General features: G+C 69.2%; 11 protein-coding genes. 8 read left to right on the forward strand and 3 right to left on the reverse strand.

Annotated features, from left to right (window positions below; all coding sequences use genetic code 11):
• Positions 1 to 293 precede the first annotated feature (293 nt).
• The 3 genes from ON38_RS27485 to ON38_RS27495 are packed head-to-tail and all read left to right on the forward strand — an operon-like array spanning position 294 to position 2549.
• The gene (locus tag ON38_RS27485) at positions 294 to 1244 is read left to right on the forward strand and encodes an alpha/beta hydrolase (protein ID WP_051165291.1); all 951 of its coding nucleotides are present in this window, start codon (positions 294 to 296) and stop codon (positions 1242 to 1244) included.
• A 26-nt stretch (positions 1245 to 1270) separates the two neighbouring features.
• A complete protein-coding gene (locus ON38_RS27490) occupies positions 1271 to 1717 on the forward strand; it encodes a GbsR/MarR family transcriptional regulator (RefSeq protein WP_039827952.1) in 447 nt (148 codons plus the stop codon).
• A 7-nt stretch (positions 1718 to 1724) separates the two neighbouring features.
• On the forward strand, positions 1725 to 2549 hold the full coding sequence (locus ON38_RS27495) for a class I SAM-dependent methyltransferase (RefSeq protein ID WP_039827954.1): 825 nt from the start codon (positions 1725 to 1727) through the stop codon (positions 2547 to 2549).
• Between the two features lie 446 nt (positions 2550 to 2995).
• Here ON38_RS27495 and ON38_RS27500 read toward each other — a convergent pair whose 3' ends face one another.
• The 3 genes from ON38_RS27500 to ON38_RS27510 all read right to left on the reverse strand — a co-directional run bounded on the left by ON38_RS27500 (position 2996) and on the right by ON38_RS27510 (position 10502).
• Positions 2996 to 3547, reverse strand: coding sequence for an OsmC family protein (locus tag ON38_RS27500; RefSeq protein WP_051165281.1), 552 nt, complete (start codon positions 3545 to 3547; stop codon positions 2996 to 2998).
• Positions 3548 to 3830: 283 nt separating this feature from the next.
• Entirely contained in the window at positions 3831 to 9299 is a 5469-nt protein-coding gene (locus tag ON38_RS27505) for an ATP-binding protein (RefSeq protein ID WP_039827956.1), read from the reverse strand.
• A 480-nt stretch (positions 9300 to 9779) separates the two neighbouring features.
• A complete protein-coding gene (locus ON38_RS27510) occupies positions 9780 to 10502 on the reverse strand; it encodes an IclR family transcriptional regulator (protein ID WP_051165293.1) in 723 nt (240 codons plus the stop codon).
• Positions 10503 to 10630: 128 nt separating this feature from the next.
• Here ON38_RS27510 and ON38_RS27515 point away from each other — a divergent pair, with 128 nt between their 5' ends.
• The 5 genes from ON38_RS27515 to ON38_RS27535 are packed head-to-tail and all read left to right on the forward strand — an operon-like array spanning position 10631 to position 15514.
• Positions 10631 to 11077: a nuclear transport factor 2 family protein gene (locus ON38_RS27515; protein WP_039827959.1), complete on the forward strand. Its 447-nt coding sequence runs from the start codon at positions 10631 to 10633 to the stop codon at positions 11075 to 11077.
• Positions 11078 to 11127: 50 nt separating this feature from the next.
• Positions 11128 to 11964 carry an SDR family NAD(P)-dependent oxidoreductase gene (locus tag ON38_RS27520; protein WP_039827960.1) on the forward strand — a complete coding sequence of 279 codons (837 nt, stop codon included), beginning with the start codon at positions 11128 to 11130 and terminating at the stop codon, positions 11962 to 11964.
• Positions 11957 to 12739, forward strand: a complete 783-nt coding sequence (locus ON38_RS27525; RefSeq protein WP_039827961.1) for an SDR family NAD(P)-dependent oxidoreductase — start codon at positions 11957 to 11959, stop codon at positions 12737 to 12739. The genes ON38_RS27520 and ON38_RS27525 overlap by 8 nt, the downstream gene beginning before the upstream one ends.
• Positions 12739 to 14178, forward strand: coding sequence for an FAD-dependent oxidoreductase (locus ON38_RS27530; RefSeq protein ID WP_039827962.1), 1440 nt, complete (start codon positions 12739 to 12741; stop codon positions 14176 to 14178). Before ON38_RS27525 ends, ON38_RS27530 begins: the two co-directional genes overlap by 1 nt.
• 19 nt (positions 14179 to 14197) lie before the next feature.
• A complete protein-coding gene (locus tag ON38_RS27535) occupies positions 14198 to 15514 on the forward strand; it encodes an MFS transporter (protein WP_051165295.1) in 1317 nt (438 codons plus the stop codon).
• Positions 15515 to 15560 lie beyond the last annotated feature (46 nt).

Raw genomic sequence — 15560 nt, forward strand, 5'->3', positions numbered from 1 at the left:
TAGGCAGCGATGAACACAACCACGCCCGCGTCGGCGCGCCGGCTGGAGGGGTCACCGTAGTGCCCGCCGATAATCGGGCGGATAGGAGTACCCGCAGCCGAAGGCGCTCTCGGTGATGGCCGTCCGGGCGCAGGACGGCACTCGCCGATGGATCACGACGACCCGAGATTTCCGAACTCCGTTGGATTCTCGGCGACCACTACCGGAGCCCGCACCTGGACAACTAGCAAAGAGTTGCTATACATTTCAGTGGTGACTGAAATCTATAGTAACAAGTGCCTTTCGGGGTGTTCATGACCGTGCAGCCAGAACCCGTGACATTCACCAGTCTGGGCACCCGCTGCGCAGGCGACCTCTACCTGCCGGACGAGGTGTCCGCGGGCTCGCCCGCGCCCGCGCTGGTACTCGGACACAGTGGCGTGATGGTGAAGGAGGCACTGGTCTACTTCGCCCCCTACTTCGTGCAAGCGGGCTTTGTCGTGCTGGCCATCGACTACCGCACCGTCGGGTCGAGCGAGGGCGAGCCGCGCGGGCTGGACTACCCGGAACGGCAGGTGGAGGACTTCCGCAGCGCGATCTCCTACCTCCAGGCGCGCCCGGAGGTCCAACCCGAGCGCATCGGCCTGTGGGGCGTCAGCATCGGCGGCTCCGTCGCCGTCCAGGCCGCCGTGCTCGACCGGCGCGCCAAGTGTGTCGTCGTGCAGAGTCCGAGTGTGTGGAACGGGTGGCGGTACCTGGAGCGGCTGCTCGGCCGGAACGGGCTGCACGCACTGCGCGAGCGGCTGGACGAGGACTGGCAACGCCGCTACGAGACCGGCGAGAGCGCCCGCGTGCCGCACCTGAACCTGGACCACGAGACCGCCAAGGGCGCCCAAAACCTGTCGAGCGAGCTGTATCCCACCTACCGCAACGAGAAGACCCTCGACTCCACCGAGCAGATGCTCACCTTCGCGCCGGAGAACCTCATCGACCGGCTCGCGCCGACGCCGCTGCTGATGATCGCCAACGGAGGCCACGATCCGTACCACATGCTCGAGGAAGCGCAGACCGCCTTCGCCAAGGCGGGCGAGCCCAAGCGACTGGAGGTTCTGCCCTACGACGTCCTCGGCCTCTACACCGGCCCCGGCCTGGAGGAGGCGATAGGTCTGGCCGTCGATTGGTTCGACCGGTACCTGCGCCGGACCCGACTGGCCACCACCACCCCGACGCCCACCCACGAGTCCGTCGCCGCTATGAAATGGTGACCACCGGACATAGGGAGTGAGGCGCAATGGGCGACGAACGGCAGGACCAGCTTATGCGATGGGTGGAACGGGTAGCCACCTTCTGCGTGGAGGAGTGGGGGCTGCCGCCGATCACCGGGCGCGTCCTCGGCTGGCTGATGATCTGCGACCCACCTGAGCAGTCCGCCGGCGCGATCGCCGACACGATCCAGGCCAGCCGCGCGTCCCTGACCTCCAACATGCGCCTGCTCACCACCATCGGGCTGGTGCGCAAGGTCCGCCGCCCCGGCGACCGCACCGCCTACTACCGCATCGAGGACGACGCCTGGCACAAGGTCGTCCAACGCAAACTCGACAGCCTCAGCGCGTTCGGCGATATCGCCGAGGAGGGCTTCGCCCTCACCGAAGGCGTACATGCCGAACGCATCAAGGCGGCCCAGGAATCCCTGACCTGGTTGCGGGACATCGCCGCCCGCACCCCCCCGAAGCACTAGGAAACCCATGCCATCGCAACAACTCGGCCTCAGCCCGGTCCAGGAGACGCTGTTTCTCACCCTCTGCGCACGAGCAATGGACAGTACGGGACCGAACCCGATCCTCGGCGATACCCTCGCCGCAGCGGTCGCGGACCGGATCGCCGAGGACACCGGTTACGACTTCGCCAAGCTCGAACTCGAGCCGAGCCTCGTCGCCAGCACCGCGCTCCGCGCCAGAAAGCTCGACGACGTCATCCACCAGTTCATTGCCACACACCCCGACGCGATCGTCGTCGACCTGGGCTGCGGCCTCGACACCCGGTTTGCCCGCTGCGCCCCACCCTCCGGCGTCGACTGGTACGACGTCGACTTCCCCGAGGTCGCAGACCTACGTCAGCGATACCTCCCGGACCGGTCACACCTGGTCGCCGCGGATGTCACCGAGCCCAACTGGTCACAGGTCCTGCCGGACGACCGACCCGCCATGATCGTGGCCGAAGGCCTGGTGCCCTTCCTGCCCGGCGATTCGTTCCAGACCATGATCCGCCAACTGGTCACCCGGCTCTCGGCCGGCGAACTCGCGCTCAACGGCTACACCCGCTTCGCCGCCTGGGCGATGAAATACCACCCCTCCATCAAGGCTCTCGGCATCGCCGCCGCCCAAGGCTTCGACGACCCGCACGAGCCGGAGCACTGGGACGCCGGCCTCACCCTGGTCGCAGAGCAACTGCTTACCCGCGCCCCGGAAGTGGCCGCGTTCCCGCAACCGGTGCGTGCACTCACCCGCCTCATGGCCCGCAGCACCGCGATGTCCCGCCAGGGCACACGCATACTCCACTACCGATTCTGAACAGCGCGCCTACCTGACTTCCAGGTGGGCTACGACACCTGGTGCCGGTGGTGATCGCCGAGAATCCAACCCGCAGCCGATTCTGTGCTGTTCATGGCCACGACGCGGGGCGCCCGTACGCCGAAGCTCGCCGCGAGTTCCGCGGCTCGGGTACTGATTCGATCAAGATCCACGCGGACATGATCACCTACCGCTCCCGAAAATACAGACCATATGGTTTGCGGGCTGATTCACGCGATATCGCCCGGGCGATATCGAGACGGGCACGAACACCTATCGGGGTTCGGCGCGGTCTCGAAAACTTGGTTACGAGACGGCTCTTGGGTGCGCGGGCGGCCCCGGCGGCACTGTCTACTGCTGCACGGACCTACCCCCTGACAGCCATCAGGGAAGTGGGCGTTACCGGCGGTCAGAACCGGAAATCGGCAGCTATCCGCGGTAGTTCCTTACCGAGACTTTCTCGCGGATGTTCCCGGACTCCCGGCCCGAGCGGTTTCGAGCGTGGTGTGCACCGGTGTCACGCCGGTGGTCAGGTCCAGGACCGGGCAATGCGCCTCGACCGCGGCCTGGAGTTCGGCGTAGCGCTCGGCGGTCTCCGGCCCGGTGACCCGCACCCGCAACCGCACGGCCTGGAAGCCGGCGCGCACCCGGTCGTCGAGACCGAAGAAGCCGCGTACGTCCAGGTCGCCTTCGGCTTCGACGGACAGTTCATCGACCACCAGGCCCAGCCGCTGGGCCCAGAACCGGTAGGTGACGATATGGCAGGAGATCAATGCGCCGAGATACACCTCGACCGGGTTCGCGGCGGTGTCGTCGCCACCGAGCGCCGGTGGCTCGTCGACCGGGAAGCGGTGCGCGCCCGCGGTGATCGTGCTGCCCACCGCGCCCCGCGGGGTGCCTGCGGCCCGGAAGATCACCGTCGCGGCAGCGGGGTCGTCCCGCACGGCCTTCGCGGTGGCCTCGGTGATGTCGTTGAGTGCTGTCGTGCCGGTGGTCATGGTTGCCGACCGTAGATCCGGCCGGAGGGCGCGGCCAGGATTGTGCTCCGCCCGATGCCAATTCACCGGCGCGAGGGCGGCCGGCCACCGGAGCGGATCGGGAAGCCCCCGCCGCATCGGTGTGCGGAACTGTTCAGGGCCTGCGTACCGAGTGCCGGGCGCAGCGGACCGGCCCGCTGTCGGATGGCAGTGGCCGCGGGGATTTCGAACACATCGGGGCCCCGCCATATGCGGCGGGGCCCCGATGCTCAGGTGGACGTCGTCGAGGACGACTGTCCGGTGATCAGGCGTCCAGCCGTGCCTCGATGGCCTCGATGATGCGCGGACGCAGTTCGGCCGCGCTGATGACGGCGTCCACCGAACCGACCTCGACCGCGCGGTGGATATCGTGCACGCGGTCGAACTCCGCGGCGACCTCACCGAGCTTCTCGGTGCGGACCGTGGACCGGAGTTCGTCGAGTTCGGCGGTGAGGGTGGCGCGGTCGGTTCCGGAGGCGTTCGCGGCGCGGGCCTCCAGATCGCGGACCCGCGGGTCCGACGCGGTGCGCTTGTCCACCTCGCCGGCGAAGACGACCGCGGCGGCGGGGGCGCCACCGAGCACCGAGGCGAACGACCCCTCGAGCGCGAGCACGGTCATATTCGGGTTCAGCGTCTTGGAGAACACCACGAACGCACCGCCGTGGTACCGCGAGATCACGGTGAACACGATGGGGCCCTGGAAATTGACGATCGCGCGGCCGATTTCGGCGCCGTACTCGAGCTGCAGCTTGCGCATGGATTCCGGGGAACCGTCGAAGCCGGACAGGTTCGCCAGCACCACCAGCGGCCGGTTGCCGCTGGCCGCGTTGATCGCCCGTGCGGCCTTCTTCGACGACCGCGGGAACAGGGTGCCGGCGGTGTAGGTGTCCGGGCCGTCGGTGGCCGGGAAACCGCGCCGCGGCACGCCGCGCGATTCGATGCCCAGCAGGCACACCGGGATACCACCCAGATGCGCGTCCTGGACGACCGCGGTCTCGGCGTCGGCCATACCCGCCCACCGTTCCAGCACCTCGTGGTCCTGGTCGGCCACCGCCCGCATGACCGTCCGGATATCGAACGGCTTCTTGCGGTCCGGGTTGGCCGTGGCGGAGAAGATCTCGCCGACAGTGGTGAAACTGCTGTCCGCCATGACATGCGGGAAACCGGAGATGTCCCGATCCACCGGGTCGGTGGTCGGCACCCGGCGCGGCCCCTTCTCCCCGGGGACGACGTAGGTGTGGTCGTAGTGCGACATCAGCACGGCCCGGGCGGCGTGCAGGTTCGGCGCCCAGTACTGGGCCTGCCCATTGGGGCCCATGACCCGGTCGTAGCCGCCGATACCGAAGTTGTCCTCGGCCGACACACCGCCGGAGAAGTCCAGGGCCTGTTTACCGGTGAGCACCATGGCCGAATCCGGGGTCATCACCAGGATGCCCTTGGTGTGCATGAGCATCGTGGCCTCGGCGTTCCAGTACGGCTGGGCGCCGACATTGATCCCCGCCACCACGATATTGATCTCGCCGCCGTCCTGGGTGAACTCGACGATGCGCTTGAGCGCGGCCGCCACCCAGTCCATGTTCTCGGTGCCCGAGGTCATCGAGATCCGGGCGCCCGAGGACAGGGCGTACCACTCCAGGGGGACCTGCAACTTCTCGGCCAGATCCAGCGCGGCGATCACCCGGCGGCATTCCGGCTCCGACAGCGCGCCCAGCGATTTCGTGGGATCGCCGAGCAGCACCACCCGGGTGACGCCTTCGGGGTGCCGTTCGGTCACGGTGGTCACCACACCCGCCACCATGGCCGCGGTGTTGCGGCCCTTGGGCCGGTCGACCGGAACCAGCGTGTGGTCGGCGTCGAGGTCGTATTCGGTGAAGTCACCGAGCTGGCCGGTGAGCTCGTAGGGGTACACCGTATTGCGGCTGCTGGCGCGCAGCACCTTCTGCCGGTAGGCGTCCAGTGGCTCGACCGGATCGTCGGACCGCTCGCCGACGGTCAGTTCGGTGCCGCCGGTGGCGTCGAAGGAGATCCGCAGGGCCAGCTTCACCAGATCGCCGGTCCGCGCGTCACGCTGGCGCGCGATGAGCAGGATCTCCTCCAGGCCCGCGCCCGTGGTCGTAGGCCGCACCCGCTCGACGATCGCCTCCAGTTCGCCGCGGGTGATATCGATCGGCGGCCAGACATACATCACGATGCGGTTGGTCTGCAGCCGTTTGGACGACGGCCGCCCCGACTGCGCCCGGCGGATGGAGTCCAGGCAGGTGGCGATGGTGCTCTCCGCGGTCGGCAGGGTGACCAGCCGGCCGTCGTGATCGCGCAGTGCGGTCAGGTCCCGGACCTGCGCAAACGCGACGAGACGCTCATCGGCCGGGTTCTCCTTGGCGACGCACCGGAACAGGTACACCTCCTCGTTGTCCGAGGACGGCAGCTGGGTGAGGTCGAACTTGTGCAGCCGCTTCATCTGCATCCGCTGCGCGATGTAGGGATGCAGGCCGCGGATGAGCCGTTCCTCGTCGAGGCCGGTCGCCGACGGGCGGAAGGTGAAGTGATGGTGCATGACCGCGTTGTCACTGCCCGCCACGGTGGCGGTGATCCGATGGACCTGGTTGGACACCGGCTGCGCGTTGAGCACCTCCTGCAGTGCCGCCGCCATGGCATCGAAATCCTCGGGCTGGTTCTCCCAGGACAGGTAGATATCGGCCTCGATGGAGGCGGAACCGGTGGACAGTTCGGCCAGTCCGGCCACCACCCGGGGGAGGGAGTCGAAGCTGACCGCGGCCGATACCAGGCTCACACCCTTGCGTTCGGCGACGACGAAGGTGTAATCACCGGCGTCGCGGGTGCGGACGTCGGTGAGGTCCTTGTTTCCGTAATAGCGGCGGGTCAGCACCTCCAGCATGACGGTGTTGTCCGCGGAGCCGCGGGAGAGTCGCTGGCCCAGCAGGCGCACCAGCGGCTCGGTGGCGCTCACCATCTCGGCGATCCGCCGGGGCCGGTCGGCCGCGTCCGGATGCGCGTCGAGGTAGCTGAGGTGCTTGCGCGCATCGGTGTAGACGCGTGCCCGGTTGCGGCGCAGCACGGGCTGTCCGTACCAGGCGAAGACCAGGCCACGGGTGAGGTCCGCGATCACGGGGAACCGCACCTGGGTCGCGGCGACGAGTCGTTCCAGCGCCAAGCCGACGGGCTCCCGCAGTACCCGGTCCGGCATCGGCTCGTTCAGCCATTCCCGCAGCAGCGCCGAGACGACCTCGACGGTATCGGCGGGGCGCTGCTGGGCCAGGAAGATCCGGAACACCGCGGCCTCGAGGTCAGGGGTGCGGTCCAGTTCGGTGACGCCGTAGTGGGCGAGCGCCTGGGCGAGCTTGGCGCGGTAGGACTCCGGCAGGCCGGCCCGCTCGACATCGAGGCTCTGCAGATAGGTGTGGAAGTATTCGCGGGCGCTGTGGACATGCCCCGGGGTGGGATCGTCCTCCCAGGACCGGTTGTGGCTCAGCTCGGCCAGATCGGCGAAGACCTGTACGAGTTCGAGTTCCTCGGCCAGCGGGCGGCGGTTGTCGGCCACGGCGGCGCGGCGTGCGGCGAGGTATTCGTCGAGTACCCGGCGGTCGTCGTGGGGGTCGACATCGAAGCCCAGCAGCAGACTGCGCAGATCCTGCTGACCGCGGCTCATCCGCTGGTGCGGCTGCGCCAGGCCCGCGTCGGTGGGCAGATCGAGTTCGACCGAGGCGGTCGCGGTGGCGGCCTCGGCCTCGTCGCCCTCCTCGGCGAGCGGTTCCAGCCGCAGCAGCGGCGCGCCGGTCTCCACCTGGGTGCCGACCGAGACATTGCATTCCTTGAGCCGGGCCCGGAACGGTGCCCGCAGCACCGTCTCCATCTTCATGCTCTCCAGCACCAGCACCGGAGCGCCGGCCTCGACCTCGGCGCCGACCTCCAGCGGGGTGGCCACGACCAGCGCGGGCGCGGGGGAGCGGACGACGCCGCCCTCGTCCCGGCTGACCCGGTGGGTCACCCCGTCGACGTCGACGAGGTGCACCGGCCCGTGGGTGCCGGTGATCAGGCGGTAGCGCACACCGTTGACCACGAGCTGCCCGGTGTGCTGATCGAAACGTTCGAGGTCGACGTCGGCGGTGCGGATATCGGTGCCCGCCTCGATCCCGACCCGGAAGCGGTGCGCGCCGATCCGGGCGACCCGCACCCGGTAGCTCGCGCCGCGCAGCTTGAGGTCGAGCGGGCGTCCGCTGTCGTGCTGCACCTGGGGCCGGCCGCCGGAGGCGGTGGACAGCAGCCGGTGCTGTTCGACCTGCTCCTCTTCTTCGTACGCGTCGATGGCGGCGGCGGCCAGGGCGATGGCGGAGTGCCGGTGGGAGACGAGCCGCCCCTCACCGCGCACCCGGTCGATCCAGCCGGTGTCCGCGCTGCCGTCGATGACCTCCGGCTGATCCAGCAGATCGAGCACGAAACTCTTGTTGGTCGCGCCGCCCTCGATGATCACCCGGGTCTCGATGACCGCCCGGCGCAACCGGCCCAGCGCCTCGTCGCGGTTGCGGCCGTAGGCGATGATCTTGGCGATCATGGAATCGAAGTCGGCGGGGATGGTGTCGCCCTCGCTGACGCCGGTATCGACGCGGATACCCGGTCCGGCCGGCAGGTCCAGATGCGCGATCCGGCCGGGGGACGGGGCGAAGTCGCGGTCGGGATCCTCCGCATTGAGCCGGGCCTCGATGGCATGCCCGCGTTCGGCCGGTGGTTCGCCCTCGAGCCGGCCGCCGGAGGCCACGTGCAGCTGGGCGCGGACCAGGTCGAAACCGGTGGTGATCTCGGTGATCGGATGCTCGACCTGCAGGCGGGTGTTGACCTCGAGGAAGGCGAACAGCTCGTCGCCGGGGTGGTAGAGGAATTCGACGGTCGCCGCGCCGCGGTAGCCGACCGCGACCGCCAGCCGCTCCGCCGACGCCTTCAGCTCGGCCGCCTGTTCGGGCCGCAGCACCGGCGAGGCCGACTCCTCGATGACCTTCTGGTTGCGGCGCTGCACCGAGCAGTCGCGCACCCCGAGGGCCCAGGCGGTGCCCTGGCCGTCGGCGATCACCTGGACCTCGACGTGCCGGGCGCCGGTGACCAGCCGCTCCAGGAACACGATGCCGCTGCCGAAGGCGCGCGCCGCCTCCTGGCTGGTGCGCTCATAGGCGTCGACGAGCTCCGCCTCGTTGTTGATGACCCGGATACCGCGGCCGCCGCCACCCGCGGTCGCCTTCAGCATCAGCGGGTAGCCGATCTCGGCCGCGGCCGCGGTGGCGGCCTCCACCGTCTCGACGGCGCCGCGGCTCCAGGGCGCCACCGGCACGCCGACCTCTTCGGCGATCAGTTTCGCGCCGATCTTGTCGCCGAGTTTGCGCATGGCGTCGGGGCTCGGGCCGATGAAGGTGACGCCGATCTGCTCGCACAGTTCCGCGAAGGCCGGGTCTTCGGCGACGAATCCCCAGCCCACCCAGGCGGCGTCGGCGCCGGTCGCCACCAGCGCGCGCTCGAGGGCCTTGAGGTCGAGGTAGGGGCGGGCCGAGGCGGGGCCGAGATCGTAGGTGATATCGGCTTCCCGGACGAAGGTCGCGTTCCGGTCGACATCGGTGTGCAGCGCGATGGTCTGGATCGGCTGCCCGGTTTCGGCCGCCAGATCCCGGACGGCGTGGACAAGGCGCATCGCCGCCTCTCCCCGGTTCACGATGGCGATACGACTGAACACTATCCCTGGCTCCTTCGTCTGTAGGGCACGGTCACGGAAGTACCGTTTGCGGCTCGGCTCTGCGTAGTGTGCACCCGCGGGACCACTATGTGCACAGCGTGCGGGTGCTACTCGCCCGTATTTTCGGTGGGCGGGTCGATCGGCCGGGTCGCGAACGACCGAGTGATCCGGAGAACACTTACCCGAAAGGGATGTCGCAATCCACCGACACGGCGCTACAGGCACCGATCGTTGGATTGAGCGAAGGGTGCCCGTGAGCGACCTGGGCGGGCACTTCGTGCAGGTGAGGTGGTGTGTGCGGAGTTCGCCGGCCGGTGCTCGGGCGGTGGGTTGCCCGGCCCGGCGGCGGACGCGGTACCGCGCGGGCGCGACGCGCGGGGCCGGGGTGCGGCCGGCATATTCCGGCCCTACCGAAACCACCCGGTCGTCGGAACCCCCGCAGACGCGCCGCCAGGGGTTCGCGGCGATCCGGGGACGGATTCAGTGCAGCAGGGTGCCCAATTGCCGGGCCGCGTCGCGGACCGCGGCCGCCAGTGCCGGCTCGTCGTCGACCTCGAAGACGGAGATGCCGATGGTGGCTTCCGGTTCGCCCCGGCGGCGGGGGACGAGCGCCGAGATGCCGAACACGGTCGCGACGACCTCGCCGCGGGTGAGGGCGTAGCCGCGGGCGCGCGCCGTCTCGACCTCGGGACGTTCACCGGGAACGGGCGGCAGCGCGGCGAGCATCGCCAACCCCGCCGAGCCGCGGTCTATGGGATGGACCTGACCCGGCCGGAAGGCCACATGGACCTGGGCGTTGCGCGGTTCGACCACCAGTAGCGCGCGGACCTCGGTCGTGTTCTCGCGCAGTACCAGGTGGACGGTGGCGCGAGTGCGTTCGGCGAGCTCCTCCATCACCGGCCGCGCGACCGTGCGCAGGTCCTGTTCGACCGGCTCGGCCAGGGTGACCAGGCCCGCGCCGAGCGTGACGCGGCGGGTGTCGTCACGGCGGCACAGGCGGTGGGCTTCCAGGGTGCGGACCAGCCGATGCGCGACGGTGCGGTGCACGCCGACGGTCTCGGCGAGGTCGGTGATCGACAGCCCGTGCGGATGGCGGGCCAGGGCCTCCAGGAGCTCGAGCCCGTGGTGGAGCGTTTTCGACATTCCGGAGTCGAGCTCGACGCCGGTGGTGGGCGCACTCCCGGTGGCGGTGCTGTGGTTCATCACGTCCTTCTTGACTTTTGTGAGTGCCGACACCTAGCCTTCACTCATATCGCACAGTGCGTGCGATTATCGCACACTGAGTCGGCGGGGGCAAGCGGAGGCTCTGCGATCACGTCGAGGAGAATTCGATGACCACGGTTTCGATCGGCGACCTACCCGATCCGGCGACGGTCGCCGCGGTCCACCAGCTGTACGGCTTCCAGAGCCATCACATCGACAACGGCCGGGCCGCCGACTGGGCGGCCACCTTCACACCGGCCGGTGAGTTCCACTCACCGAGCTACCCCGAGCCGGTGACGGGGACCGCGGCGCTCACCGAATTCGCGCGCGCGTTCCACGAAGCGGCCCGGGCGGCGGGCGAGGTACACCGGCACGTCGTCACGAACATCGCGGTCCGGCGCCTGGACTCCTCGACCCTCGAGGCCCACGCCTACCTGCAGATCGTGGCCACCCCGCGCGGTGGGTCCGCGCGCCTGGTGCGGATGACCACGATCGAGGACCGCCTCGAACTCGGTGACGGCCGCTGGTCGGTCGCCCACCGGCGCGTCTCCCGCGACGACGCGCCACAGCGGTAGGCCGCGGCGCGACCCCGCACGGATTTCCACACGATTTCGGAGGACAACAGATGAGCACCACCACCGAGCAGCCCAACCCCGGGCGCACCGACGCGGCACCGATGACCGCGCACTACCCGGAAATGGCCGGCAAGGTCGCCGTGGTCACCGGGGCGGCCCAGGGTATGGGTGCGGTGTTCGCGGCGGGCCTGGCCACCCGCGGGGTGTCGGTGGTCGCCGCCGATATCAACGAAGAGCAGGTCGTCGCCACCGCGCAGGGGATCGGCACCGAACTCGCCGCGCAGTCGCTCGCGGCGGATCCGGGCCGCGTGGTCGGGATGCGCGCGGATGTGACCGTCCCCGCCGACCACGAGAAACTCGCCGAACGCGCCGTCGCGGAATTCGGCCGGATCGATTTCTGGATAAACAACGCCGGTATCTTCCCCTTCGCGCTCGCCGAGGACATCTCACCCGAGCAGATCGGCGCGACCCTGAAGGTGAACGTCGAAGGCGTGCTCTACGGCGCGCAGGCAGCGGCCCGGCACATGGCGCCCGGCGGCGCCATCGTGAACATGTCCTCGGTCTCGGCGCTGCGGGTGCGCAAGGGCCGCGGCGCCTACTGCACATCCAAGGCCGCGGTGGCGCATATGACCGAATCGCTCGCCGTCGAACTCGGTGACAAAGGGATCCGCGTCAACTCCATCGCGCCGGGCTATATCGACACCGCAATGACCCGCTGGGTACAGGACGATCCCGCCGCGCTCGCGCACGCGCTCGAGGTCGTCCCGCTGCATCGGCTCGGCTCGCCCGAGGAAGTGTTCGGCCCGCTGCTGTTCCTGCTGTCCGACAGCGCCCGCTACGTCACCGGGCACAGCATCGCCGTCGACGGTGGGTCCCGCCATGTCTGATCGGCCGAACTATCCCGGCGTCGTCCTGGTCACCGGCGCCGCCGCGGGTATGGGCGCGGCCCACGCCCGGGCGCTGGGCGCGCTCGGCACCCATGTGTGCCTGGCCGACGTCGCCGACACCGAAGAGCTGGCGGCGGAGATCGTCGCCGCCGGCGGGTCCGCGAGCAGCCACCGCCTCGATGTCGCGGACCGGGAGGACTGGACCCGGGTGGTGGACGAGATCGGTTCCCGGCGCGGCGAGCTCGGCGGGCTGGTGAACAACGCGGGTATCTCGCGGCGGCTCGAGTTCATGGACACCCCGGACGAGATCTGGGACCGGACGCTGCGGATCAACCTGTTCGGCCCCTTCTACGGGATGCAGGCCGTGGCGCCGCTCATGCGTGACTCCGGCGGCGGATCCATTGTCAACATCTCCTCCATCTCCGGGCAGATCGGCTACTTCTCGCCGGCCTACTCGGCCAGCAAATGGGGGCTGACCGGGTTGTCGAAATCGGCGGCCGGTGGCCTGGCGAAATGGAATATCCGGGTGAATTCCGTGCACCCGGGCCTGGTGGGCACGGCGCTGGTGAGCGGCTCGGGCGGGTTCGTGGAGTCGTCGCTGCGGTCCATCCCGATGGGCCGGATGGGCGCGCCGCAGGAGATCACCGACGCCGTCCTGCACCTGCTGTCGGATCGGTCGAGCTATATGACCGGCAGTGAGGTCACCGTCGACGGTGGCCTGGTCTCCAACGGTCTGTACCACCGAATCGTCGCGGAGACCGAGGGGAGCCTGTAGTGGACGACGAATTCGATGTCATCGTGATCGGTGGTGGCGGGGCCGGTCTGGCCGCGGCGGTCTCGGCCGCCGAGGACGGCGCCTCGGTGCTGCTGTTCGAATCGGAACGGGAGCTCGGCGGTTCCACCCAGCTGTCCGCGGGCCTGTTCACCGCGGCCGGCACCAGTGTGCAGCGTGCGCTCGGTATCGAGGATTCGGCGGAGAAGTTCTTCCAGCACTACATGGATCTCAACCAGTGGGTGCTACGCCCGGGCCTGATCCACACCTTCTGTGAGCAGGCCGCGCCGACCCTCGAATGGCTCATCGGCCTCGGGGTGGAGATTCCCGCCGTCGAGTCCGGGAATGCCCATCAGCCCGGACTGGCCCGGGCGGGTGTCGAGGACGTCTGGCGCGCGCATGTACCCAAGGACCAGGGCTACGGCCTGGTCCAGGTACTGGACCGGGCACGCCGGGCGCACGGCGTCGAGGTGGTGCTCGACACCCGGGTGGAAGACCTCCTGGTCGCCGACGGCCGGGTCACCGGGGTGGTGGCCGACGGTATCGAGGTGCGCGCCGCCGCGGTGGTCGTGGCCACCGGCGGATTCGCCCAGGACCCCGGTTTCGTGGACCGCTACTTCCCGGCGGCGCGTGCCGCGGGCGACGCGCTCTTCGTCGTCGCCGCGCCGGGCAGCCGGGGGGACCATCTGCGCTTCGGCGCCCGGGTCGACGCCGCCCTGACCGGGCACGAGTGGGGTCTGCTCATGCCGACCGTGTACTTCCAGCGACACCACCACTGGCAGTCCGGTTTCCCGCCGCCGTCGCGGCTGTATGTCAACCGGGACGGCCGGCGGTTCATGGACGAGGACGCGCCGTACGCGGTGTCGACCGGGATCCTCGACCAGCAGGGCGGCTCCGCCTGGATGATCTTCGACGAGAAGGCACGGGTGGGACTCCCGGCCGGTTACACCGATTGGACTCCCGAGCGCGTCGCCGAGGAGGCCGCGGCCGGGCGTACTGCCCGGGCCGACACCTGGGACGAACTCGCGGCGGCCATCGAGGTGCCGGCCGTGACGCTGAAGGCCAGTGTGGACCGGTGGAACGCCCAGTTGCCGGCCGGTGCCGACGACGATTTCCGCCGCCACGTCTCGCTGGCCGCCAAACACAGCGATACCCACCTCGAACCGATCACCGAGGGACCGTTCTACGCGGCCGAGATCCTGCCCGCCGAACTCGTCTGCACCCATACGGGCCTCGAGATCACTACCGATACTGCCGTCCTCGACGCCACCGGACGTCCCGTGCCGGGACTCTTCGCGGCGGGCGAGGCCGGAGGCGGGGTCCTCGGACTCCGCTATGTGGGCGGCGGCAACGCCGTCGCCAACGCATTGACTATGGGGCGCATCGCCGGTCGCGCGGCCGCGGCCGAGTCGCACTCTCGCACGAAAGCACAAGGTAACTGACATGTTGGGAAACGAGCTGATGCCCAAAGAAGCGCACCGCTCCGCGCCGGCCGCCGGTGGCTCCGAGGGCCAGTCGTCGGTGAAGGTGGTCCGCGCGGCCATCGTCGGTACCGTCGTCGAGTACTACGACTTCGGTATCTACGGGTACATGGCGACCGTGGTCGCCACCCTGTTCTTCGTCTCGGAGAACGAGACGGCCGCGCTGCTGGGCACCTTCGCCGCGTTCGCGGTGGCGTTCTTCCTCCGGGTGCCCGGCGGGATCTTCTTCGGTCATATCGGTGACCGGTACGGCCGCAAGAGCGCGTTGTCGTGGACCATCCTGCTGATGGTGATCGCCACCGTGCTGATGGGGTTGATGCCGACCTACGTCACGCTGGGCGTCTGGGCCACGGCGGCTCTGGTGCTGGCCAGGTGCCTACAGGGCTTCGCCGCCGGCGGCGAACTCGGCGGTGCCAATGCCTTCGTCTCGGAATCGGCGCCGCGGCGCTGGCGTGCGACCCAGACCTCGATGGTCAACTCGGGTACCTATCTCGGGTCCCTCGTCGCTTCGCTGGTCGCGCTCGCCCTGACCTCGATCTTCTCCGAAGAGACGATCCTGTCGTGGGCGTGGCGCATTCCGTTCCTGCTCAGCGTGGTCATCGGTGTCGTCGGTATCTGGATCCGCAACCATATGGAGGACACCCCGCAGTTCGAGGAACTCGCCGAAAAGGGTGAGACGAAGAAACTGCCGGTGATGGAACTGCTGCGCACCTCGGGTGGTTCCGTGGTCAAGATCGTCTTCCTGGGCGCGCTCATCACCGGTGGTTACTACATCGCCTCGGTCTACGCGGCGACCTACCTGCAGACCGCGGGCGGTCATTCCTCGACGCTGGCGTTCCTGTCCACCTCGCTGGCGCTGGTGCTGGGCGTGATCACTCTGCCGATCGCCGGGTACCTCGCCGACACCTACGGCCGCAAGCCGGTGCTGCTGTGGGGCAGCGTCGCCGCGGCGGTGCTCGGCGTGCCGATGTTCGTGCTGATGTCGGGGGCGGGCGCCTGGCAGGCGGTGGTCGGCCAGTCGGTCCTGTTCATCTGCGTTTCGGTGGTCAACGGCGCCTCGTATGTGACCTACGTGGAGATGCTGAAGGCCTCGGTCCGCTACAGCGGCCTGGCGCTGGGCAACAACATCACCAACATGCTGCTCGGCGGCACCGCACCGTTCATCGCGACCTGGCTCATCGATGTGACCGGCAATTCGCTGGCGCCCGCGGGCTACTTCGTGTTCTGCGCGCTGCTCACGCTGGTCACGGTCTTCTTCGTCGAGGAGACCAAGGGCATCGAACTACGGGTGGACTGATCGCGTCGCCGCCGCGGGCCGACTGCGGTCGGCCCGCGGCGGCACG

This window comes from Nocardia testacea NBRC 100365 (genome assembly GCF_000308775.1).
In the GTDB taxonomy this organism is placed as follows: Bacteria; Actinomycetota; Actinomycetes; order Mycobacteriales; family Mycobacteriaceae; genus Nocardia; species Nocardia testacea.